This window comes from Egibacteraceae bacterium (genome assembly GCA_035540635.1).
Lineage (GTDB): Bacteria > Actinomycetota > Nitriliruptoria > Euzebyales > Egibacteraceae > DATLGH01.
In genome coordinates, this window is sequence record DATLGH010000045.1 from 25,541 (window position 1) to 48,550 (window position 23,010).

General features: G+C 74.1%; 22 protein-coding genes. 13 read left to right on the plus strand and 9 right to left on the minus strand.

All coding sequences use genetic code 11. The features are described from left to right. Nucleotides 1-108: 108 nt before the first annotated feature. The 8 genes from VM324_07630 to VM324_07665 form a co-directional block, all read right to left on the minus strand. Complete coding sequence (locus VM324_07630) at nt 109-1,899, minus strand: proton-conducting transporter membrane subunit (GenBank protein HVL99147.1); 1,791 nt, start codon at nt 1,897-1,899, stop codon at nt 109-111. 2 nt (nt 1,900-1,901) lie between these two features. After that, nucleotides 1,902-2,252 (minus strand): NADH-quinone oxidoreductase subunit K, encoded by a 351-nt coding sequence (locus VM324_07635; GenBank protein ID HVL99148.1) that lies wholly within the window; start codon nt 2,250-2,252, stop codon nt 1,902-1,904. Beyond that, nucleotides 2,249-3,004: an MnhB domain-containing protein gene (locus VM324_07640; GenBank protein HVL99149.1), complete on the minus strand. Its 756-nt coding sequence runs from the start codon at nt 3,002-3,004 to the stop codon at nt 2,249-2,251. The genes VM324_07635 and VM324_07640 overlap by 4 nt, the downstream gene beginning before the upstream one ends. Next, on the minus strand, nt 3,001-3,240 hold the full coding sequence (locus VM324_07645) for a hydrogenase subunit MbhD domain-containing protein (GenBank protein HVL99150.1): 240 nt from the start codon (nt 3,238-3,240) through the stop codon (nt 3,001-3,003). Before VM324_07645 ends, VM324_07640 begins: the two co-directional genes overlap by 4 nt. Then, entirely contained in the window at nt 3,237-3,548 is a 312-nt protein-coding gene (locus tag VM324_07650) for a monovalent cation/H(+) antiporter subunit G (protein HVL99151.1), read from the minus strand. Before VM324_07650 ends, VM324_07645 begins: the two co-directional genes overlap by 4 nt. Beyond that, entirely contained in the window at nt 3,545-3,796 is a 252-nt protein-coding gene (locus tag VM324_07655) for an MrpF/PhaF family protein (protein ID HVL99152.1), read from the minus strand. The genes VM324_07650 and VM324_07655 overlap by 4 nt, the downstream gene beginning before the upstream one ends. Beyond that, nucleotides 3,793-4,017 carry a hypothetical protein gene (locus tag VM324_07660; GenBank protein ID HVL99153.1) on the minus strand — a complete coding sequence of 75 codons (225 nt, stop codon included), beginning with the start codon at nt 4,015-4,017 and terminating at the stop codon, nt 3,793-3,795. The genes VM324_07655 and VM324_07660 overlap by 4 nt, the downstream gene beginning before the upstream one ends. 253 nt (nt 4,018-4,270) lie before the next feature. Next, nucleotides 4,271-5,386 (minus strand): potassium channel family protein, encoded by a 1,116-nt coding sequence (locus VM324_07665; GenBank protein ID HVL99154.1) that lies wholly within the window; start codon nt 5,384-5,386, stop codon nt 4,271-4,273. 398 nt (nt 5,387-5,784) lie between these two features. Between VM324_07665 and VM324_07670 the strand changes: the two genes are divergently transcribed. Then, on the plus strand, nt 5,785-6,885 hold the full coding sequence (locus tag VM324_07670; protein HVL99155.1) for a Na/Pi symporter: 1,101 nt from the start codon (nt 5,785-5,787) through the stop codon (nt 6,883-6,885). Between the two features lie 15 nt (nt 6,886-6,900). Then, the gene (locus VM324_07675; GenBank protein HVL99156.1) at nt 6,901-7,560 is read left to right on the plus strand and encodes a PhoU domain-containing protein; all 660 of its coding nucleotides are present in this window, start codon (nt 6,901-6,903) and stop codon (nt 7,558-7,560) included. On the opposite strand, the gene VM324_07680 is transcribed toward VM324_07675, so the two are convergent. Then, a complete protein-coding gene (locus tag VM324_07680; GenBank protein HVL99157.1) occupies nt 7,533-8,093 on the minus strand; it encodes an ACT domain-containing protein in 561 nt (186 codons plus the stop codon). The genes VM324_07675 and VM324_07680 overlap by 28 nt on opposite strands. 55 nt (nt 8,094-8,148) lie before the next feature. Here VM324_07680 and VM324_07685 point away from each other — a divergent pair, with 55 nt between their 5' ends. The 11 genes from VM324_07685 to VM324_07735 all read left to right on the plus strand — a co-directional run bounded on the left by VM324_07685 (nt 8,149) and on the right by VM324_07735 (nt 22,974). Further along, a complete protein-coding gene (locus VM324_07685; protein HVL99158.1) occupies nt 8,149-8,649 on the plus strand; it encodes a TIGR00725 family protein in 501 nt (166 codons plus the stop codon). Nucleotides 8,650-8,880: 231 nt separating this feature from the next. Beyond that, nucleotides 8,881-10,455: a 2-isopropylmalate synthase gene (locus tag VM324_07690; protein HVL99159.1), complete on the plus strand. Its 1,575-nt coding sequence runs from the start codon at nt 8,881-8,883 to the stop codon at nt 10,453-10,455. After that, entirely contained in the window at nt 10,452-10,667 is a 216-nt protein-coding gene (locus VM324_07695) for a hypothetical protein (GenBank protein ID HVL99160.1), read from the plus strand. The genes VM324_07690 and VM324_07695 overlap by 4 nt, the downstream gene beginning before the upstream one ends. A gap of 86 nt (nt 10,668-10,753) precedes the next feature. Continuing rightward, on the plus strand, nt 10,754-12,184 hold the full coding sequence (gene leuC / locus VM324_07700; GenBank protein ID HVL99161.1) for a 3-isopropylmalate dehydratase large subunit: 1,431 nt from the start codon (nt 10,754-10,756) through the stop codon (nt 12,182-12,184). A gap of 52 nt (nt 12,185-12,236) precedes the next feature. Continuing rightward, a complete protein-coding gene (gene leuD / locus VM324_07705) occupies nt 12,237-12,827 on the plus strand; it encodes a 3-isopropylmalate dehydratase small subunit (GenBank protein ID HVL99162.1) in 591 nt (196 codons plus the stop codon). A 25-nt stretch (nt 12,828-12,852) separates the two neighbouring features. Beyond that, the gene (locus VM324_07710; GenBank protein HVL99163.1) at nt 12,853-13,794 is read left to right on the plus strand and encodes an ATP-binding cassette domain-containing protein; all 942 of its coding nucleotides are present in this window, start codon (nt 12,853-12,855) and stop codon (nt 13,792-13,794) included. A gap of 20 nt (nt 13,795-13,814) precedes the next feature. Further along, entirely contained in the window at nt 13,815-14,624 is an 810-nt protein-coding gene (locus VM324_07715; GenBank protein ID HVL99164.1) for an ABC transporter permease, read from the plus strand. 94 nt (nt 14,625-14,718) lie between these two features. Next, entirely contained in the window at nt 14,719-18,333 is a 3,615-nt protein-coding gene (locus tag VM324_07720) for a YCF48-related protein (protein ID HVL99165.1), read from the plus strand. A 180-nt stretch (nt 18,334-18,513) separates the two neighbouring features. Further along, nucleotides 18,514-19,068, plus strand: a complete 555-nt coding sequence (locus VM324_07725) for a hypothetical protein (protein ID HVL99166.1) — start codon at nt 18,514-18,516, stop codon at nt 19,066-19,068. Nucleotides 19,069-19,282: 214 nt separating this feature from the next. Then, nucleotides 19,283-22,222 carry a DEAD/DEAH box helicase gene (locus VM324_07730; GenBank protein ID HVL99167.1) on the plus strand — a complete coding sequence of 980 codons (2,940 nt, stop codon included), beginning with the start codon at nt 19,283-19,285 and terminating at the stop codon, nt 22,220-22,222. Further along, the gene (locus VM324_07735) at nt 22,222-22,974 is read left to right on the plus strand and encodes a hypothetical protein (GenBank protein HVL99168.1); all 753 of its coding nucleotides are present in this window, start codon (nt 22,222-22,224) and stop codon (nt 22,972-22,974) included. Before VM324_07730 ends, VM324_07735 begins: the two co-directional genes overlap by 1 nt. The last annotated feature ends 36 nt before the right edge of the window (nt 22,975-23,010 follow it).

Consider the following 23,010-nt stretch of genomic DNA (forward strand, 5'->3'; position numbering starts at 1 on the left):
GCCCAGCTTCAACGGGGACGGCGACGGGATCTGCTGCGAGCCGTCGTCCCAACTCCTTTCGTGGCCAGGCATTAGGCCGGATTACGCCCATCAGCGAGCCGGCGTCCTTCATCGCAGCAGCGTGCTGAGGGTGATGCCGATGGCCGCGGTGCCGGCGACGAGCCAGGTGACGTAGTCGCCGACGTGGCCGCTGTGCACGCGGCGCAACCCGCCGACGGCTGCGCCGAGCGGGGCCAGTGCGGCCGCGGTCGGACGGATCGCGAGGCTGGCGGCGACGAGGATGAGCGCGGCGAGGGCCGCGAGGGCGGACTCGACCAGCGACTCGGCTGTGAAGATGTCTTCAGGCTCGGGTCGAGGCTCGGCGACCGCCTCGCCGTGCAACACCGCATCAACGTAGGCGTCGACTTCGACGAACCGCTCGCCTGCCTCCTCGGCGGCGGCGATGAACGTGGGCAGCGGCCCGATCACCGCCGAAGCGGCCATCAGGGCCACGGCGGGGACCAGGATCAGCAGGGTGACGCGCTGGCCGCCCTGCCCTCCGTCACGGTCGGGGTCGCCGCGGTCGCCGCCCCGGTCGGTGGCCCGCAGGCCGACGAGGGCGGCGGCGCGGAGCACCGCGGCGCCGGTGAGCGCGGCAGCGGCGAGAGCGACGTAGGAAAGCCACCCGTAGCCGACCGCTTCGGCGGCTTCGTCGATCAGCACCTTGCCGGTGTACATCCCGAACGGGGGCAGCCCGGCAAGGCCAAGCCCGCCGACCGCCAGGATGCCTCCCAGCAGTGGCAGCCGATACGCCCTGCCGGAGAACGCCGCGAGGCTCACGGTGCCGTGTTGCACCAGCAGCCAGCCGGCGGCCAGGAACAGCCCGGCTTTCACCAGCCCGTGGCCGACGACGTACGTGCCGGCGCCGGCGATGCCGTCCGGCTCGAACGTGGCGAAGCCGATCGCGGCGATGCCCAGGTGCGCGACGGTGGAGAACGCCAGCATCCGCTTGAGGTCGTCCTGCACCAGGCACATCACCGCCGCCACCCCGGCGGTGAGTACGGCGAACACCGCGTAGAAGGCGCGCAGCTCGTCGGTGTGTGCCTCCACCGGTCCGGCGAAGGCTGTCCAGTGCAGGCGGGCGATGGCGTACAGGGCCACCTGGATGAGCACGGCGGAGAAGAACGCGGCCGCCCACGACGGCGCGACGGCGTGGGAGTCGGCGTGCCAGAAGTGGAACGGCACGACGGCCGCCTTGGTGAACAGCCCGGCGGTCATCAGGCCGAGGGCGATGACGGTCGGGGCCTCGACGCCGGCGCCGTTCAGGAGTTCGGCGATCTCCGCGAGGTTCGGCGTTCCGGCGTGTGCGTAGAGGACCGCTGCGCCGGTGAGGAACAGCGTCGCGCCGATGGTGTTGGTCAACGCGAAGTTGACGGCCCCCTGCAGCGAGGCCAGCTCCTGGGGGCGGTAGCCGGTGATCGCGTAGGCGGCGATGCTCGTGGTCTCCAGGAACACGAACAGGGTGAGCAGGTCGCCGGCGAACGCGAAGCCGCAGAAGCCGCCGAGGAAGATCAGCGCCAGCGTGTGGGAGCGGTCGTCCACCGTCTCGCGGTTCCACTTGGTGAGCAGCACCGCGGTCATCAGCACGGCGCCGAGCGCGGCGATGCCGGCGCCGATCGGGTCGGCGACCAGCGCGATCCCGATCGCGTTCTCCTCCCTGGGCGTCCACCCCGCGACCCAGTGGACCAGCGTCTCGGCGGCGGATGCCCGAAGCAGCCACGCGGTCACGAGCGCGGTGGCCGCAGCCGACAGCACCGCCAGTCCGTCACGGACGCGGCGGTCCACCGACGGCGGCAGGGAGCGCAGGACGACCGCGGCGAGCAGCGGCACGGCGATCGCCAGGGGCATCAGCGCGTCCATGCTCAGCCCCGGAGCGCGACGAGGCCTGCGGGATCGAGGCTTCCGGTCCGCTTGTTGACCTGGACGGCGAAGGCGAGCAGGAGCGCCGTCGCCGCGGCACCGACGACGATGTCGGTCACCGTCAGCGCCTGCACGACCGGGTCGACCACGGCGACGTCGGCGGGGACGTCGTCGTAGATCGGCGCGGTGGCATCGTGGCGGTAGCCGATCGCCAGCAGCAGGACGTGCACGGAGGTCTGCAGCACCGCCAGGCACATGATCGTGTGGACGAGGTCGCGGCTGGTGACGATCCCCGCCAGGCCGGTCAGCAGCACCCAGGCGGCGAGGAGGTAGGGCAGGTGCTCCGCGCTCATGGCTCTTCCTGTCGGATCTCGACGGTCTGCTCGACGAACTTCTGGATCAGCGTGGCGAGGGCGGACGCGGCCTCGAGCCCGATGAGGACGCTGAGCACCCCGATGGTCCCGGCTGACAGCAGCCGGCCCGCCTCGCCGAGTGGCAGGACGTTGCCGAGAAAGCCCGCCCCGGTCGCCAGGGCGACCAGCCCGACGACGAGGAAGCCCCCGGCGCCGATGGACTCGGTGATGTCCAGGGCGCTCTCGGGTGCCAGGTGGTGCATGGTCGCCTGACGACCGGCGAGGAATACCAGGGCGACGGCCGCAGCGACGATGGCGCCCCCCTGGAACCCGCCGCCGACCGAGACGTGCCCGCGGGCGGCGATGTAGGCGCCGTAGAGCACCGTGGGGGCCACCAGCCACAGCGCGACCGCGCGCACCGCGTCGCCGGTCGGGGCGGGACGGCGGTCGACGGCGGTGCTCGCCGGCGGCTCGCTCTCCTCCTCGCCGGCGAGCTCGCGCAGCACCGTCTGCACCGCCGCGGCGCCGGCGAACAGCGCCAGCGCCTCGCCGAGGGTGTCCAGCGCCCGCAGGTCGAACAGCACCGCGCTGACGGCGTTGGTGGCGTTGCGCTCGGCCAGCGCCAGGTCGGCGAGGGCCAGCCCGTAGGCGGGGGCGTCCTCACCGAACCCCGGCAGGCCCAGGAGCCCCTCGACCAGCCAGGCGCCCAACAGCACGACGGCCGCCAGGCCGATGAAGCCGCGGGCGCTCACCGCCCTCCCGATCGAACTTTGGCGAGCGCCAGCAGGACCAGCAACGGCAGCACCACGCCGCTCACCGCGGCCTCGGCCATGGCCACGCCCGGTGCGTGAAACGTGAGGAACAGCAGCGTCAGCGCCATCCCGTGCGCGCCGAACACGATCGCCTGGCGCGTCGTGTCGCGGGTCGCGGCCACCCCGGCAGCGGTGACGGCGACCAACAGCAACGCGATCACCTGCACGGCGGTCATCCGGTGACCTTCCAGTCGTCCCCGGCGGGGCGGCCGTGCCGGCGGGTCAGGATCGCCCTGCCGGTCGCGTGGTTCAGCACCGGCCCGCTCGTCAGCACCACCACCCCGACCGCCAGGGCCTTCACCGCCACCTCGCTGACCCCGACCTCCACGACCACCGCCGCGACCAGCGCCACGGTGGCCAGGATCGTGGCCACTCCGGTGTAGTGCAGGCGGTCCTGGGCGTCGTCCATCACCAGCAGCCCGCCGACGGCCAGCAGCGCGGCGAGGGCCACGACCACCAGCAGGGCCACCACGACCACGCTCACAACCACCGCTCCAGGACGCGGGCGTAGGCGAGCCCACCAGCGAAGGACAGCAAGGCCATGACGATCGCCGCGTCGACGTACACCGACCGGCCCGCGCCGACGGCCACCGCCACCAGCGCGACCGGCGTCAGGATGCTCAGCGCCTGCAGGGCGACCAGGCGCTGCTCCACCGAGCCGCGCAGCGTCATCACGGTCGGCGGCACCATCGCCGCCGCGACCACCGCGGCAGTGACCAGCCAGGCGTTCACGAACGGCCCCGCAGGTCCTCGTGGTCGAACCCGACGACGTAGCTGTTGGGCTGCAGCGACGTCCCGACGGTCATCAGCACCCGGCGGGCGGTGCTGCGCCCGTCCCGGCCGCCGACGTCGCAGGGCAGCGCGTTGAAGGACCCGGTCACCGGCCGGCCGGCCAGCCGCCGGGCCAGAGCAGCGGCCAGCTGCCCACAGTCGCTGAACGCCTGGGCCACCATGCCCGGGTCCGTGGCCAGTCTCCGCCGGGCCGGTGCCGCAGGCCGACAAGCTGGCGGGCGGCCAGCCCCGCGGCGGAGGCCAGCCCTCCGACCACGGTTGCGGCAACGATCTCGGCGACGTCCAGCTGTCCCGCCAGGCCCAGCCACAGCAGCGCAAGCGTCGCCGTCCAGGCCAGCCAGCTCGCGACGAGAGCTCGTGTTGCGGGCGCGTCGGAGCGGGGTGGTCCCGGCGGTTCGGAGGGGTGGTCGGTGCTCATCCGGCTCCCTTCGGTTGGGTGCGGTGGTGGTCGGACTCGCCCGTGGGTAGCGGGCCGTCGGCCGGTGTCCAGTCGGTGAGGTGAGCCAGCGCGGTGAGAAACGCGCGGAGCCGGGCGGCGGTGGCCACCGCCGCCGGATCGAGATCCCCCGGCGACCAGCGGTCCCCCAGCGCCTGGACCATCACCTCGCTCATCTGCTCGACCCAGCGCCGGTCGTCCTCGACGACGTCGGGGGCCTCGAGGGCGTCCATGACGGTGTCGTCGAGGTACTGCTCGGCGACAGTGCCCATCAGCCGTGTGGTCGCCAGGTCCAGCTCCTCCACGGCGGGGCGCACCGGCGCCTCAGGGTCGGTGGCCAGCAGGTAGCCGGCCACGACGGCCTCGCCGACGATCCGCAGCGTGCCCTCGGGGTCGTACGCCGGGTCGCGGGAGCGGTAGTACAGACTGGTCAGGGCGTAGCGGTGCAGCTTGTCCTCCACCTGACGGGCCAGCAGCGCCCACGCGACATAGCGGTCCTCCAGGGCGCGGGTGCCGGCGGGCGCATGGCGCAGCACCAGCTGCACCCCCCGCTCCGTGCCCCCCGTCTCGTCGTGGACGCGCAGCGACAGCCGGTTGCGCTCGTCGAGGCTGCCCACCAGCTCGATGATGTAGGTGACCACTGCGGTGAGCATCCCGAACCCCGACAAGGAGGCAGCCACCGCCACGAGCTGAAGCCACGGGGTCACCGGCGTGATGTCGCCGTAGCCGAGGACCGACACGGTGATCCCCGAGTAGTACAGAGCGTCGAAGAACGTGAGCAGCTCGATCTCACCCTCGGCGCGGTAGCTGCCGAGGTTGGGCCACACGATCAGGGCGATCCCCACGATGAACAGCGCGACCCACACCACGAAGGTCAGCACCACCATGAACGGGCCAACGAAAGCGAGCAGCTGCCGGCGGATCCGCCGCAGGCGGTTGCCGAGGCCCACGGCGGCGGCCCAGGCGGACCGCTGCACCGCCTTGGCGATCGGTCCCTCGATGTCGGGATGCAGGGTGGTGAAGAAGATGTCGGCGAGCACGGTCACGGCGAGCAGCCCGCCGGCGGTCGCCGACACCCACCCCCACGCCTCCACGGCACCTCCTGCCTATCCGTGCTGCGATTCCCGTGTGCCAATGCACAGGCAGACGGCGCAGCGTCATCGACGCCCGGTCAGGGGTCGGAGAGGCACTACCCACCTGAGCAACCGGTCATCCCGGCCGCGTACGCGCTGGGCTCGGCGCGTCGACGCGGGACCGGAATGGAGGTCGCCGGCCCCCGTGCGCCGAAAGGTCGTCGCGCTGTTCGCCGTCGCCGGCGGTGTGGCCGCCGCCCGCCAGGTTGCCTCCCGGCGGTAGCGAGGCCGGACGCCAACGCCCCGGCGCGGTTATCCTCCGCGCCTGTGAGACCGCCTCGGACCCCTCCGCCCGGTCTGCCCTCGTGACGCGGCACGCGGGGGCGGGCGCGCGCGCCCCCCGGGGCGAGATGTCGGGCGTGGAGCGAGCCGCCCGACTGCTGCTGCTGTTCGTCCTCCTCTACCTGTTCCTCGTCGCCGTCGACCTGCTCGGAAGCGGCATCGCCGGACTCGGCGAGGAGTTCACCGATCAGCTCTTCCGCGGGGTTGGCAACCCGCTCGCGGCACTGGCGGTCGGCATCCTCGCCACCGTCCTCGCCCAGTCGTCCTCGGTGACGACGGCCACGCTCGTCGGCCTCGTGGGCGCGGGCGTGCTGAGCGTCGGCGACGCCGTGCCGATGATCATGGGTGCCAACGTGGGCACGACGATCACGAACACCCTCGCCTCGATCGGCAGCATCCGCCGCGTGGAGGAGTTCCGCCGGGCGTTCGCCGGAGCGACGATGCACGACTTCTTCAACGTGGCGAGCGTCATGATCCTCCTACCCGTGGAGATCGCCACCGGTGTGCTCGCGCGGACGGCCGTCGCGCTGTCGGACATCTTCGGCGACGCTGCCGGCGGGGAGTTCAACAGCCCCGTGCGCGAGGCGGTGGGAGTCGGCGCGGGCCTCGTCGAGGACGCCGCCGCGGCGCTCGCCGGACCGACGCGGGTGGGGGCCGTGATCCTGCTCGCCAGCGGGTTGCTGCTCATCTTCGTGACGCTCGTGTCGATCACGAAGAACATGCGCGTCGTGGTCGCCGGTCCCGCGGAGCGCTCGCTGAACGCGGTCCTCGGACGCAGCGGCGTGCTCGGCATCCTCGTCGGGGCGATCCTGACCGTGGCGGTGCAGTCGTCGAGCATCTCGACGTCGCTGCTCATCCCGATGATCGCGGCGGGCGTCCTGCGGCTGGAGAACGCCTATCCGGTGACGCTCGGCGCCAATCTCGGGACGACGATCACCGCGCTGCTCGCCGCGCTCGCCATCCCGCAGATCGCCGGGTTGCAGATCGCGCTCGTGCACCTGCTGTTCAACGTCGTCGGCATCCTCATCTTCTACCCCGTCCCGTTCCTGCGCCGGCTGCCCCTGCGGGCCTCCCGGGCGGTCGCCGACCAAGCCGTCAAGCGGCGCACCATGGTATTGGTGTACGTGGTGCTCCTGTTCGTGGTCTTGCCCCTGCTGGTGATCGTGGTCGCGCGCTGAGCGGAAGGAACCCGCATGTTCAAGTGGCTACGGGCCAGTGGAGACGGGCTCGCAGAGGTCGAGGAGGCCTTTGCGGACATGCTGAGCGACGACCGGCACGTCTTCGACCTCGCGATGAGCGCGCGGGTCGGCGGCGCGGACCCCGCGACGATCGCCGAGGCGCTGCACCGCACGGAGGAGCGCACCGACGAGGCCGAGCGGCGCATCCGCCGGCTCGTGCTGGTGCACGCAAGCGTCCACGGCGCGACCGACATCCCCGCCTGCCTCATGTACATGAGCATCGCCAAGGACGCGGAGCGCATCGCCGACCTGTCGAAGAACCTGTTCGGCATCGCGAGCACCGTGGGCCCGCCGCCGCCCGGGCAGGTCCGCGACGACCTCGCTCGGCTGTGGGACACGATCTCGCCGATGATCACCGAGGCGACCCGGATCTTCGCCGACGACGACCGCGCGGCGGCCGAGGCGTTCATCGACGCCGCCCGGCGGCTGCAGGAGCACTGCACCGAGGAGATAGACCGGCTGCTGCGCGACCAGGCGGACGTGCCGCAGGCGGCCGCGACGGTCCTCACCTACCGCCACGTCAGCCGCATCGTCGCGAACCTCCTCAACATCGTCTCCGCGGTCGTGATGCCGCTCGACCGGCTCGACTACCCCGACGACGTGCCCGACCAGTAGTCCACGGATCGCTTACCGGCCGTCGCGCGGGCGCACGCCCGCGTGATCGTGGTCGCTCGCTGCTGCTCGGCCCGGGTGAACGGGTAGTCGCGGCGGACGACAAGGGCTCCCCCGTCGACCGGTACCACGAGCGTGCGCCGGCCGCTGCGGGGCGCCTGCGCGGTCGCCACCACCTCCGCCGAGCTCGCCCGCAGCAGGCCGCCCACAAGGGTGGTCAGGGCACGCTCGGGCAGCATCGACCCGTCGAGCAGCGCCTCGAAGACGATCGCAAGCCGGGTCACCGCGTCCCCCGGGTCACCGCGCGACGGGCCGGCGTGCACGAGCTCGACGCCCTCCATGGTCTGCAGCCGGGTCACGAGGGCGCGAAGGTCGAGTGGGTCGATCGCGACGACGAGGTCGTCGAGGACCTGGCCGTCGTCGTGCTCGAGCACCTCCACCGACTGGATGTCGCCGCCGGCCTTGCCGACCGCGCCGGCGAGGCTCGCGAGCGCGCCCGGCCGGTCGGCCATCAGGCATCGCAACACGATCTCCATGCCGCGTAGGCTAATGCGCCGGTGTTTCGGGCGGGTCACGGATCGGGGGTGGGCGATGCACGATCTCGTGGCCGTGGTCGGACCGGGCACCGCCGCCGACGACCTCCTCACCTTGGCCGAGGAGGTCGGCGCCGGCCTCGCGCGCCGGGGCGTGGGTGTCGTGTGCGGGGGTCTCGCCGGGGTGATGGAGGCGGCGTGCCGCGGCGCGAAGCGCCACGCGGGGCTCACCGTCGGGCTGCTGCCCGGAAGCGACCGGGAGGCCGCGAACGGCTTCGTCGACGTGGCGCTACCCACCGGCTTCGGCGAGGGCCGCAACATCCTGGTCGTGCGCGCCGCCGTGGCGGTCATCGCCGTGGGCGGCGAGTACGGCACCCTGTCAGAGCTCGCCTTCGCGTTGAAGCTCGGCCGGCCCGTCGTCGGGCTCCGCACGTGGGCGCTGCACAAGGACGGGCGGCGCCGAGAGGCCTTCCCCACGGTCGAGCGTGCGGACGAGGCGGTGGAGCGTGCGCTGGGTGCGCTGGCGCACCGTCCGGCCGCACAGGGACGCGGCGATTGACGCCGCTCGTGAAAGCGCGTACAAACGGGGTGATGCAGACCGACGCCACAGCCAGCGGCACCGCGCGCGCGTCCCGCGCCGCGGTCGGCGGCGTGTGGCTGCTCCCGGCCCCCCTGCCGGGGCTCCTCCTCCTCCTCCTTTGACGCCGCGGGCGGCCACGCACAGCACTCGAGCCCCCCGCGGAGAACCCCACGCCAGGGTGCATCGTCGAGGACGTGAGAGGACCACAGGATGAGCACGACGGCAGACCCCCAACCGATCCGCATCTTCGACACGACCCTGCGCGACGGCGAGCAGGCCCCCGGCATCTCCCTCGACACGAAGGAGAAGCTCGAGATCGCCGAGCAGCTTGCCCGGCTGCACGTCGACGTCGTCGAGGCCGGCTTCCCGATCACCTCGCGGGGCGATTTCGAGTCGGTCAAGGCCATCGCCGACACGGTCGGCACGGAGCCGGGCGGTCCGGTGATCGCGGCGCTGGCACGCTGCCACCCCGACGACATCGTCCAGGCGGCCGAGGCGTTGAAGGGCGCGGGGGACCGCTCCCGCATCCACGTCTTCCTGTCGACCTCGGAGATCCATCGCCGGGCGATGCTCCGCGCGAGCGAGGAAGAGATCGTGGCGCAGGCCCGTGACGCGGTGAAGCGCGCGCTGACCTACACCGAGGACGTGGAGTTCAGCCCGCAGGACGCGACCCGGACCGAGTACGACTTCCTGCTGCGGGTGGTCGACGCCGCCGTCGAGGCCGGGGCCACGACGATCAACATCCCCGACACGGTCGGCTACGCCCTGCCGCACGACTTCGGCCGGCTGATCGCCGACGTCGTCTCGCGGGTGGGTCCTGACGTGACCGTCAGCGTCCACTGCCACAACGACCTCGGGCTTGCGGTCGCCAACTCCATCGAGGCGGTGCGCAACGGCGCCCGGCAGATCGAGGTCGCGGTCAACGGGCTCGGCGAGCGGGCCGGCAACTGCTCGATGGAGGAGGTTGTCATGGCGCTCGCCACCCGCTACGACCTGCTCGGTCAGCCCACCGGCGTCGTCACCCGCGAGATCGCCCGCACGTCGCGTCTCGTGAGCACCCTCACCGGCTACCCCGTGCAGTTCAACAAGGCGGTCGTCGGTCGCAACGCCTTCGCGCACGAGTCGGGCATACACCAGCACGGTGTCCTGCAGGACCGCCTGACCTACGAGATCATGCGCGCCGAGGACGTCGGCGTGGCGGGGGCGCAGATCGTGCTCGGCAAGCACTCCGGCAAGCACGCCTTCACGCGCCAGCTCCAGGACATGGGCTACGACCTCGACAAGGAGGAGATCGCCCGCGCCTTCCTGCGGTTCAAGGAGCTCGCCGACCGCAAGGTCGAGATCAGCGACTCGGATCTCGAGGCGATCGTCGCCGACGAGGTCTACGCCACCGAGGACGAGGCCTACGAGCTCGTCTCCCTGCAGGTGGCCGGCGGTACGGCGAGCGCTCCCACCGCCACGGTGCGTGTCCGCGACGTCGCCGGGGACCGTCTCATCGACGAGTCCGCGATGGGCGACGGCATGGTCGACGCGGCCTGCGGGGCCATCCGCAAGGCGACGGGCATCGACGGGGCGCTCGTCACGTTCAACGTCGCCGCGGTGACTCCCGGCGTCGACGCCCTGGGCGACGTCACCTGCCAGGTCGAGGTCGCCGGTCAGCGCTACACCGGCAGGGGGGTCTCGACCGACGTCGTCGAGGCCAGCGCGCGGGCCTTCCTGTCCGCGCTCAACCGCTCGGTCCGCCTGCACAACCGCGTGCGGGTGCAACCCACGGAGACGCCATGAACGACCCCGCGCACACCACGACCGTCCGCCTGGCCGTGGCTCCCGATCAGACCCCCGAGGAGGAGGCCGCGCTCGTCGCGCGGGTGGCCGCCGCCGTGGCGGAGTCGACCGGGCACGACCAGGTGAACTTCGAGCTGAAGGTCAGCGAGCAGGTGCGGGTCGAGGGCAACGTCGCCGATCGCATGACCCGCGGCGCCCGCTGGGGCGACTGAGATGGGCGGGGCCGCAGCCCCCGCGCAGGCGATGGCCTCCTTTGCAGGTTGTGGCGGCCGCAACCCGACCGTGAGGGAGGACTGACGTGGGTCGCACCCTCGTCGAGAAGGTGTGGGACCGCCATGTGGTGGCCCGTGGAGAGGCCGGCGCCCCCGACCTGCTCTACATCGACCTGCACCTCGTCCACGAGGTGACGAGCCCGCAGGCCTTCGAGGGCCTGCGGCTGGCCGGCCGGCGCGTGCGTCGCCCCGACCTCACCCTGGCGACGATGGACCACAACGTCCCGACGACCGACCGTTCGCTGCCGGTCGCCGACGAACTGTCGGCGAAGCAGATGGACACCCTCGAGGCGAACTGCGCCGAGTTCGGCATACGGGTGCTCAACCGCCGGTCGGACGCGCAGGGCATCGTGCACATGATCGGTCCCGAGCTCGGCCTCACCCAGCCGGGGATGACCATCGTGTGCGGCGACAGCCACACGGCCACCCACGGGGCGTTCGGCGCCCTCGCCTTCGGGATCGGCACGAGCGAGGTCGAGCACGTGCTCGCAACGCAGACCCTGCCCCAGGCGCGCCCGAAGACCATGGCGGTCGAGGTCGGCGGGGCGCTGCACTTCGGCGTGACCGCGAAGGACCTCATCCTCTCCGTGATCGCCGAGATCGGCGTGGGCGGCGGCGTCGGGCACGTCATCGAGTACCGGGGCGAGGCGATCGAGGCCCTGTCCATGGAAGGGCGCATGACGGTCTGCAACATGTCGATCGAGGCAGGGGCCCGCGCCGGTCTCATCGCCCCTGACGAGGTCACCTACGCCTACCTCGAGGGGCGGCCGCACGCGCCCGGGGGACCGGCGATGTCGCGCGGGGGCGGGAGCATGCCCGGCGCGGACTGGGAGGCTGCCCTCGACGACTGGCGCGCGCTGTCGACCGACGACGACGCCTCCTACGACCGGGTCGTGCGCCTCGACGCGGGTGTGTTCGAGCCCACCGTCACCTGGGGGACCACGCCGGCGATGAGCGTGCCGGTCAGCGGCCGCGTGCCCGTGCCCGAAGAGACGAGCGACCCCGAGCAGGCCCGACGCGCCCTCGCCTACATGGGCCTGCGCGGTGGGGAGGCCATCACCGACATCCCCGTCGACCGCGTCTTCATCGGTTCGTGCACGAACGCGCGGATCGAGGACCTGCGGGCCGCCGCACAGGCGGTCGAGGGCCACCGTGTCGCCGGCCACGTGCGCGCCATGGTCGTCCCCGGCTCCTATCCGGTGAAGATGCAAGCGGAGGCCGAGGGCCTCGACGAGGTGTTTCGTGCCGCCGGTTTCGAGTGGCGTGAGCCGGGCTGCTCCATGTGCCTCGGCATGAACCCCGACATCCTGGCGCCGGGGGAGCGCTGCGCGTCAACCTCCAACCGCAACTTCGAGGGCCGCCAGGGCAGGGGCGGGCGCACCCACCTCGTCTCACCGGAGATGGCGGCCGCCGCCGCGATCAACGGGCACTTCGTGGACGTGAGGGAGCTCGCGTGAACGAGCCAGGGAAGCCGGCGGGCATCGAGCCGCGTCAGGAAAGGCGACGCTCATGGAGCCGGTGACGGTCATCCGCGGCCGGATGGTGCCCTTGTGGCGTGCCGACGTCGACACCGACCAGATCATGCCGAAGCAGTTCCTCAAGCGCATCGAGCGCACCGGCTTCGGCGAGTTCGTGTTCCACGACTGGCGGGCCGACCCCGACTTCGTGCTCAACGACCCCCGGTACGCGGGCGCGAACGTGCTCGTCACGGGAGCGAACTTCGGTTCCGGCTCTTCACGCGAGCACGCTCCCTGGGGCCTGCAGCAGTTCGGGTTCGCGGCGATCGTCGCGCCGAGCTTCGCCGACATCTTCCGCAACAACTGCGCGAAGATCGGGCTGCTCACCGTCGAGCTGCCCGCCGAGCAGTGCCAGCAGCTCGTGGCGCTGGCGGAGCAGGACCCCGAGACGCCGGTGCGCATCGACCTGCCCGAGCAGAAGGTCCTCGCCGGAGCGCTCGAGGTGCCGTTCGCCATCGACCCGCACACGAAGCACCTGCTCGTCGAGGGCCTCGACGACATCGCGCTGACCCTCGCGCGCGACGACGCGATCGCGGCGTTCGAGTCGGGCCGACCAGTCTGGCTGCCGACCACCACGGGCTGACGCCGTCCCGTGGGGTCACAACGCGATGCGTGACCTCATCGAGACGCGCGCCCTCGAGAAGACCTACCGCAACGGCTTCCGGGCGGTGAACGGCGTGGACCTGCGGGTGGGGGCCGGCGAGATCTTCGGGCTGCTCGGCCCCAACGGCGCGGGCAAGACGACGACGATCGGCATGCTCACGACCCGGGTGGTGCCGACGGCGGGCCGGGCGTTCGTCGACGGCATCGACGTCGGGGTCAGCCCCACGCGCGTGAAGCAGCGCATCGGGGTGGTGGCCCAGACGAACACCCTCGACCGCAGCATCACCGTACGGGAGAACCTCTACTACCACGGCCGCTACTTCGGCCTCTCGCGGCAGGTGGCGCGTGAGCGCTCCGACGAGCTGCTCGACCGGTTCCGCCTCGCCGACAAGCGCGACGACCGGCCGGACCATCTGTCGGGGGGGATGGCCCAGCGCCTGCTCGTCGCCCGCGCGCTCGTGCACCGCCCCGCGGTGCTCTTCCTCGACGAGCCCACCACCGGCCTCGACCCGCAGAGCCGCATCGCCCTCTGGGACCTCCTACGCGAGTTCCACGCCGAGGGCCAGACCATCCTGCTCACCACCCACTACATGGACGAGGCCGACGCGCTCTGTGACCGGGTGGCGATCATGGACGAGGGCCGCATCCTCGCCCTCGACACGCCCGCCGAGCTCAAGCGTTCCGTTGACGCCGACACGGTCGTCGCGGTCAGCGCCGTGGGGGACCTGCACCGCCTGGCTGCCGCCCTCCGCGCCAACCAGCCGGCCTCCCGCGCCGACGTGGCCGACGGCACCGTGCGGGTGTTCGCCAACGACACGAGCGGACTGCTGCCGGGGATCGTGCTCCTCGCCGAACGTGAGGGCATCCCGATCGTCGACATCTCCGTCGTCGAACCGAGTCTCGAGACGGTGTTCATCGCCCTCACGGGCAGGGAGCTGCGGGAATGAGCGTCCGCCGGCGAGCGGGGGTGGACGAACCCAGGACCGTGCAGGCCGCTGCGGTCGCCGCGTTCGGGGGCATGCTCCTGCGCGACTTGCGGGTCCTCACCACCGAGCGGGGGCGCTTCCTGCTCCGCACGGTGAGCCAGCCCCTCCTGCTCGTCTTCGTGTTCACCTACGTCTTCCCCACCATCGGGCAGGGATTCCGGACCGGCGCGGGGCAGTCGTTCACCGACGTGCTCGTGCCCGGCGTCGTCGCCATCGCGATCCTCGTGAAGGGCATCCAGGCGGTGGCGCTGCCCCTGGTCCAGGAGTTCGGCTACACGCGGGAGATCGAGGACCGCGTGATGGCGCCGCTGCCCGTGTGGGCCGTCGCCGTCGAGAAGATCGTCGCCGGCGCCGCGCAGGGGCTCATCGCCGCGGCGATCGTCTTCCCCATCGCCCGGTTCGTGCCCGCGGAGCCCGTCGAGCTCACGATCTCCTGGCCGGTCCTGGTCGGTGTGCTCGTCCTCGCCCCCCTGCTCGCATCGGCGGTCGGGCTCGTGCTCGGCACGGTCGTCGAGCCGAACCAGGTCCCGCTGATGTTCAGCGTCGTGATCCTGCCGGTAACCTTCCTCGGCGCGACGTACTTCCCGTGGGCGGACCTCGACGCGATCCCGTGGCTGCAGGTCGCCGTGCTCGCGAACCCGCTCGTGTACATGGCGGAGGGCTTCCGCATGGCGCTCACCCCGCACCTGCCGCACATGGCTCCCTGGGCCATATTCAGCGGGCTCGCGGGCTTCACCCTCGTCGCCGGCTACGCCGGCATCCAGGGTTTCGAGCACCGGGTGCGCAGCTGACTGCCCGTCCCACGCCCCACGGCATTCGGGTACATTCCGGGGGCGCCCGGCCAAGGCCACCGCCGACGGACCCGTGCCCGGGCGCGAGGATGCCATGGCCAGCTGCGGAGCGCTGCGATCGCGGACACGGGTGCCCGCCCTCGTGGTCGCCCTCGTGGTGGCGGGGGCCTTGCTGCACGCGCCGGCGGGTGCGGGAGCCGCCGGCGCGCCCGGGGCGTGGACCGCGCAGCGCGTCGGGGCGGCGGACCTGCACGCGGCCGCCGCGCCGAGCGGCGAGCTCGCCTGGCTCGCCGGGGCGGGCGGCACCCTTCTCGGCTCACGTGACGGTGGGCGCACCTGGGCGGGCCGACCGACGCCGACGCGTGCCGACCTGCACGGGCTCGACTTCGTCGGCGCCTCCACGGGCTGGGCGGTCGGCGCCGACGACACCCTGGTCACCACGCGGGACGGCGGGCGGAGCTGGCGCCGGACGGTCACCGGCGCGCCCGTGGGTTCCGTCCTGCGCGGCGTCGACTTCGTCGACGCGACGCACGGCTGGGTCGTCGGCCACACCGCCTTCCCGATCGTGACGAACGTCATCGCGACCACCACCGACGGTGGGTCGACGTGGACACGACAGGCGGCCCCCCTCGGGCTCGGGCTGCGGAGCGTGTCCTTCGCCGACCGCCGCCACGGCTTCGCCGGCGGTCATCTCGGGGTGGCCTACCGCACGGCCGACGGGGGCGCCACGTGGACGCCCATGGTGCTGGGCGCGACCGGTGACGTCGCCGCGGTGGTCCGCATCGACGCGGCGACGGGCCTCGCCGCCGTCCAGGAGACCATCTACCGAACCGGCGACGGCGGCATCACCTGGACGCCCGTCGCCGCCGCCGAACGCGACGTCCGCGCGCTGGCGCACGCCGGCGGCACCGCGTTCGCGGTCGGCGACGGCGGGCTGGCCCTGCGGAGCATCGACGGGGGGCGCTCGTGGTCGACCCAGCCCGCCGGCACCGCGGACGACCTCGCCGCCGTGTCGGCGCCGTCGCCGTCGGCGGCCGTCGCGGCGGGTGCAGGCGGCGCGGTCGCCACCTACCGGGTGGGCGAGGGCCCCCAGCCGCTCGACGTCGCCCCCGACCCCGAGGCCTGCGTGGACCCCGCCGAGGACCCCTCGGGCGGCCGCCTCGAGGTCCGCTGGTCCTCCCCGGCGGCGGGCTACCCGGCGGCGGCGGCAAGCGGCGACCTCACCGGGGACGGCAGCCGGGAGATCGTCGTGGCCGGCCCCGAGGGGGTGCGGGCGCTGCGCCCCGGGAGGCCCACCGCCCAGGCGACCCTGTGGGAGCGGCCGTTCCAGGCCCGTGCCGGGCGGGTGCTGCTCGCCGACCTCTCCGGAGACGGCCGCCCGTCGGTCGTCGTGGCCGGGGCTCTCGAGCGTCCCAGCCGCTCCGGCGTGCTCGTGCTCGACGCCGCGACGGGGCGGACGCTCTGGAGCCGCCAGCTGTCCGGTGGCGCCTCGGTCGTCCGGGCAGCCGACGTCGACGGCACCGGAGGCCACGACCTCGTGGTCATCACCGCCGGCAACGCCCTGCACGTGCTGTCCGGCGCAGACGGGGTCGACCTGCGGCCACCTCGCGCGCTCGGAGCCCGGCCGAAGCAGCTCCAGGTCGGCGACCTCGACGGCGACCGGGCGGCGGACGCGGTGATCGCCCTCGCCGACGGCCGAGCGGTGGCTGTCGACCTCGCACGCGACCGCGTCATCTGGACCTACCGCGTCGAGGCGGGCTTGCTCGAGACCGTCGTCCTGGCCGACGTCACCGGCGACGGGAGGCTCGAGGCCGTCCTCGGGGGGCGGGGGACCGCGGCCGCGCCCACGAGCCCCGGCTACGGCGGGACCCTCGCCGTCGGGGAGCGCAGCGGCCCGCTCGTCGCCGTCGTGCACGGCGCCGACGGGCGGCGGGCCTGGGACTGGGCCGTTGCGGCGGGCGGGACCGACCGCGTCGTCGCAGTCGCGACCGGCGACCTCACCGGCGACGGGGTCCGCGACGTCGTCGCGCACGTGGCAAAGCTCGGTGAGGGCCACCTCGTCGCCTTCCGGGGAGCCGGCCGGGTCGCCGGCGACCTCGCGCCGGCGGAGCTGCTCTGGACCGCCGGCACCACCCACGGGTCCGGGGGCGTCCAGGCGGCGTACACCCCTGAGGGTCTCGTGGCCACCGACGGTGACGGCGACGGTGTGGCCGAGGTCTACCTGTCGAGCTGGAGCGGTGCCCTGCTCGGGGTGAGGGGCGCGCGACCGCCCGCGCGCACGGGTCTGCTCGCGCGCCCGCGCCCGGCCGAGCGGCTGTTCACCGTCGCGCGCCAGCCTCCGCACACCCACGTCTCCGTGGCCGAGGAGGGCGGCCGCCGGGCGCTGGTGAGCGCGTCGGGCGACCACCTCGTGGCGGTGCGCGACCCTGTCGACGGCGGGGTCCGCTGGCCCTACGACGCCGGCGGTCGTCCCGAGGTCGCCCCTGGCCGCATGGGTCCCGGCGGCGCTCTCGGGGTCGCCGTCGGCAGCGCCGCCGGACGCGTCTTCGGCCTCGACCTCGCCGGGCGGCTGCTCGCGCCCGGGCGTGACGCCTTCCTCCCCCGGCACACCGTGGGGGTGGTCGCCGTCGACGTCACCGGCGACGGGCTCGACGAGATCGTCGGAGCCACCGCCGCGGGTAGGGTCGCCGCCGTCGACCCGCGAACGAGCGCGTGGCTGTGGGAGACCGACCTCGACGCGGGCGTCGGTGCGGTCGCCGCCGCCGGTGCGCGGCGCGTCGCGATCGGCCTCGCCGACGGGCGCGTCGTGGCCCTCGACGTCCGCGACGGAACGACGGTGTGGCAGCAGCGAGGAGCCGCTCCCGTCCGCGTCCTGGTCACGGCCCCCCGACGCGGGTGGGTCGCCGCGGGCGATGCCGCGGGGGTGCTGCGCCTGCTCGACGAGCAGGGTGCGCTGCGCGGCCAGGCGACCGCCGGCTCGGCGATCGTCGGCGCCGTGGCCGCCGATCTCGACGGCGACGGGCTGGAGGACTTCGCGGTAGCGGTGGGACCGACGCTCCAGGGCTTCTCGGCCACCGGGCAGCGGCTGTGGAGCTACGCGCTCGGGGACGCAGCGGCGCACCTGGCCGCGGGTGACCTCAGCGGCGACGGCGTGGCCGACGTGGTCGGCACGGGCATGGACGGGCACGCCCACGCCGTCGACGGGCGCACCGGCTCCCGCCTGTGGGCGGTCGCGAACGGCTGGCCCGGCCCGGTCGCCGTGGCCGACCTCGACGGGGACGGGCGCCGGATCGCGGTCGTGACCAGCCCGGCGGCGCCCGACGCGGTACCCGGAACCCGCCACACGGTGCGGACGGTGGACGTCGGCGGTCGCGTCCTCACCCGCTGCAGCGTGCGCAAGGCGCCGCACGTCGCACGCGTCGTCGACCTCGACGGCGACGGCGCGGACGAAGTCGTCCTCGGCATGGGGTCGGGGGACGTCTACGCGTTCGGCGGGCGCAGGGCCGGCTCGCCGCGGCGCGAGGGCCCCGACGCCCCGGCGCCGGCGCCGGCGGCACCGCCTGCCGAGGCGCCGCCCGCGCAGCTGCTCCCACCGCTGCCCGACGTGCCCGTGCCATCGCCCGAGCAGCCGCCCGTGCTGCCGCACCGGCGCCCCGACGGCTCCGGCGGGCTCGGCCTGCTCGAGGACCTCCCCGGCGGCCTGCCCTGACCGCGGCGCACCCTGATCGGCCAGGACGCGATGGGTTCGCGCCGCCGCGGGTCCTTGACCAGCGGCCGGCGGACGGGGACCCTGGGGCAACGGCCGAACGGCGCGGCGGTCAGCTCGGGACGCGGCGTGCCGCACGAGTGCATTCGCGTACCGCCGGCGCTGCGACGATGAGGAGCCCCCGTGGCGGACCCCGCACCCCAGAGCACCGGCGGGCGGCTCCCGCGCGCGCCGGCGTACGCCTGGGCGTGGCTGCAGCGGTCCCGGCCCGTTCTCGAGGAGGTGGCGCGGCGGTTGACCGGCCAGCCCGCGACCACCGCGTTCGTCGAGGGCCTGCGCGAGCAGCTGGCCACCGACGCCTTCGTGCAGGACATCGTCGTCGGGTCGATCGCCGATGTGGCGTTCAACGGCCGCCTGCCGACCCGCCGCCCGGCGGGCACGGCATGGGACCGCGGTCTCGTCTGGTGGGCTGCGGCGATCGCCGGGGTGAGCCCCGCAGAGTTCGAGGCCCGCTCGCGGCTGCCCACGGGGACGCAACCCGCGCTGTTCGCAGCACCGCCCGAGGCCGAGCGTCCCCCGCCGACCTCGCGGCCTGCGACGCGCGTGCCGCGGCGCCATCAGGTGCCGGGGCGCGCCGCCCTGGCCGCCGCCCTGCGCGAGCTGCTCGCCACCGCCGAGGGCGACCAGGTGCCGGCCAGTGCCGTGCGCCAGCTCCTCGCCGAGCTCGAAGAGGACTGACCCGGGCAAGTCGCCTCGCGGGACGCCGGCGCCCGCCGGGTGGCCGTCGCCGCGGGACTGCGGGTAGCGTGGGCGGGATGACCGCAACCCCGAGAGGTGTGCACCCCTGAGCCCCTCCGCCTGGCCGTCCCGCCAACCGCCCACCTGGAGCGCGAGCGGCGTCGACGCCGTCTTCGTCCCGGAGCCCGCCCTGCCCGCACACGGCAGGCTGGCCTTGTACGCATCGCGGCCGGAGGCGGAGAAGGTGCTGCACGACGAGGCGCGCCGGTGGCGGCTGGGGGAGGGCACCGCCACGCGGGTGCGCGTCGCGACGGTCCACGACCACGTGGCCGCCCTCCGCGACGTCCCCGCCACCACCATCCCGCTCGACGAGGCCGTGCCGCGACTGCTCGCCATGCCGGTCGACGAGCGTCCCGCCTACCGCCGCCCGCCCGACTCGCTGCGCGCATGGGCGCTCGCCGCGCGGCTGGCCGTGCGGGTGGTGGCGCACGGCCGGCTCGTGCCGACCCTCGTGGCGGCGGGGGAGGCCCGCGTCCACGGCGTGTGGCGGGCATGGCTCGGTGGCGACCCGGAGGAGGAGGCCGTCGTCGGGTGGCTCGCCGCGGCGATGCCACGGGCCGGTCACGCACTCGCCTGCGGCGACCGGGGCGTGTGGGCGCCGTCCGCGCTGCTGACCGCGTTCCTCGACGCCGTGGCCGATCTCGCCGTCCGCACGCCCGGCCCCGCGCCGTCTGCCACCCGGCCCCGGCAGCGGCTCCTGCCGTGGACGGCGCGATGGGCGGAGGCGCTCGCCGACCCCCACGACGCGTGCGTGCCTCTGCGTGACGACGCGGAGGAGGTGGTCGCGGTGGTCGCCGCCTGGCACAACGCGGCCGGGACCGCGCCCGAGGACGGGGCGCCCGAGCTGCGGCTGCACGCGCCGGAAGCCCAGGACGGTCGGTGGGTGCTCGAGATCGGGCTGCGAAGCGCCGGGCACGGCTGGGTCCCGGCACGGGTCGTGTGGCACGGCGGCGACCCCAGCCGTCAGGAGGCCTTGCTGCGCGGGCTCGGCCGTTGCGCCCGGGTGTACCCGCCGCTCGACATCGCGCTGCGCGAGCCAACCCCGGAGCGGGCCGAGCTCGACCTGGCGCAGGTGTGGACGCTGATCAGCGGGGGGGCGTCCGGGCTCGCCCAGGCGGGGGCGGTGCTCGTCCTGCCCGAGGACCTCGCCGCGGACGACCTGCGGCTGCGCCTGCGCGTCGACACCGCCGCCGACGCCGCAAACGCGGGAAGCGACGTGAGAGGTCCCGCGGGCGGGCCGTTCGACGGAGTGGTGGCCGAGGTCTCGTGGGAGGTGGCGCTCGGCGGCGAGCCGCTCTCCGACGACGAGCTCGACGCCCTGCTCGGCCTGTCTTCGCCGCTCGTGCGCTGGCGGGACCGGTGGGTCCGCGTCGACGAGGGGCAGCTGCGGGCCGTTCGCGGACGGCTGCCGCCGCCCGGCGGCGGGCGGCTGCCCCTCGGGGAGGCGATCGCGCTCGGGCTTGCCGGCACAGCGGGCAGCGACCCCACCGGCGGCTACGCCGGCGACGACGTGGACGTCGTCGCCGGCGGCGGTGTCGAGCGCTTCCTCGAGCGGCTGGCCGCGGCGGGCGAGGGACCGCCCGCGCCCTCCACTCCGGCCGGCTTCATCGGCCAGCTGCGGCCCTACCAGCGGCGAGGGGTCGCGTGGCTGCAGGGCATGGGGGAGCTCGGACTCGGCGCCGTCCTCGCCGACGACATGGGTCTCGGCAAGGGCATACAGCTCATCGCCTACCTGCTCAGCCGGGCCGGCGGGCCGCACCTCGTCGTCTGCCCGACCTCGGTCGTCGGCAACTGGGAGCGCGAGCTCAACCGGTTCGCCCCCGGGCTGGACGTCGCGCGGTTCCACGGCCCCGACCGCCCCACCGACCTCCACGGCTGGCAAGGGGTGGTCGTCACGAGCTACGGAACCCTGCGCCGCGACGCCGACCCCCTCGTCGCCGTCGACTGGGACGTCGTCGCGCTCGACGAGGCGCAGCATGTGAAGAACCCCGCGACCGCGGGTGCGCGGGCCGTCCGCCGGTTGCGCAGCGCTCAGACCGTGGCGCTCACCGGCACGCCGCTGGAGAACCGGCTGTCGGAGCTGTGGGCGCTGCTCGACGTGACGAACAAGGGGCTGCTCGGCAGTCGCGCGGCGTTCGGTCGCCGTTTCGCCGGCCCCATCGAGCAGCGGAGGGACGGCCGGGCGGCGGCGCGCCTGCGCCGGCTCGTCGCCCCCTTCATCCTGCGGCGCGAGAAGAGCGACCCGACCGTGGTCGCCGAGCTGCCGCCGAAGATCGAGCGAACGGTCGCGTGCGCGCTGACCTCCGAGCAGGCGCAGCTGTACCGGGCCGCCGTCGACCGCGCGTTCGGGCGCGGACCCGACGCGGTCACGGAGACCTCGTCGATGGAGCGACGGGGGCGGGTGCTCGGGCTCGTCACGGCGCTCAAGCAGGTCTGCAACCACCCCGCGCAGCTGCTCGGCGAGACCGACCCGGTCATCCCCGGTCGGTCGGGCAAGCTTGCCGCGGCGCGCGAGATCATCGGAGAGGCCGTCGAGGCCGGCGACCAGGTCGTCGTGTTCACCCAGTACGTCGTGATGGGCCGCCTTCTCGTCACCCAGCTCGGCGCCGACCTCGACACGCCGGTGCCGTTCCTCCACGGCGCTGTGACCGCCACCGCGCGGGACCGGATGGTCGCGGCTTTCCAGGGGGAGGGCGATGGTGCCACCCCCCCGGTCCTCGTCGTGAGCCTGCGCGCGGGTGGGACCGGCCTGAACCTCACCGCCGCCACCCACGTCGTCCACTACGACCGCTGGTGGAACCCGGCGGTGGAGGACCAGGCCACGGACCGCACGCACCGCATCGGACAGCTGCGCACGGTGGAGGTGCACAAGCTCGTGACCGCCGGCACCGTCGAGGAGCGCATCGCCCAGGTCATCGAACGCAAGCGGGAGCTGTCCGCCCACGTCGTCGGGGCCGGGGAGGCGTGGATCACCGAGCTCGGCGACGAAGAGCTCGCCGAGCTCGTCGCGCTCTCGCCGGCTGCGAGCATCGTCGACGTCGACGTCGACGACGACGACGAGGGTGGTCCGCCCGCCGTCCGGGAGGCGTCGTAGTGGCCTGGTCGTGGGCCAGGAGGTGGGAGACGCTGCTGCCCTCCGACGACCCGGCGACCGCGCGGGAGGTCGCTCAGGGCCGGTCCTACCACCGCTCGGGCCGGGTCACCGCCCTGCGCGTAGCCACGGGACGGCTCCGGGGACGGGTCCAGGGCAATCTCGCCACCCCCCGGGCGGTCGAGGTGGCGGTGCCGGTCCTCGGCGACCCCGAGTGGTCCCGCATCGTGCGGCTGCTCGCGGGCCAGCTGCGCCACAGCGCCCGGCTGCTGGCCGGCCTACAGCCCGAGGGGCTCGAGGAGGAGCTGTCGGCGATGGGCGTGCGGCTTCTCCCGGGACCCGACGAGGTCGACACCAACTGCGGCTGCGGGAAGGCCCAGCCCTGCGCCCACACCGCCGCCGTCTGGCAGGCGGTCACCGAGCGGATCGACGAGGACCCCTTCACGCTCCTTCGCCTGCGGGGCCGTGGCCGGGAGCGGCTCCTCGCGGAGCTGGCCGCCGAGCGCGCCCGGCACGCAGCCGGCACCGACCGTGTGCCCCTCGAGGGGCTGGGGGTGGAGGGCTGGACCCGCGCTCGCTCACCGCTCGAGGCGCTGCACCTGCCCCCCGAGGACGACGGGGGGCCCGCGTTCAGCCCGCTGCGCGTGCTGGGCGATCCCCCGGGCTGGCCTCCGGGGCCCGGCGCGGAGAGCCTGTTCGGCCCGCTCGTACAGCGGGCCGCCGACTGGGCGCGCGCCCTGCGCAGCGACGCCTAGCCTCTCCGCGAGCCGGCCCGACGGCCGTTCCCGCCG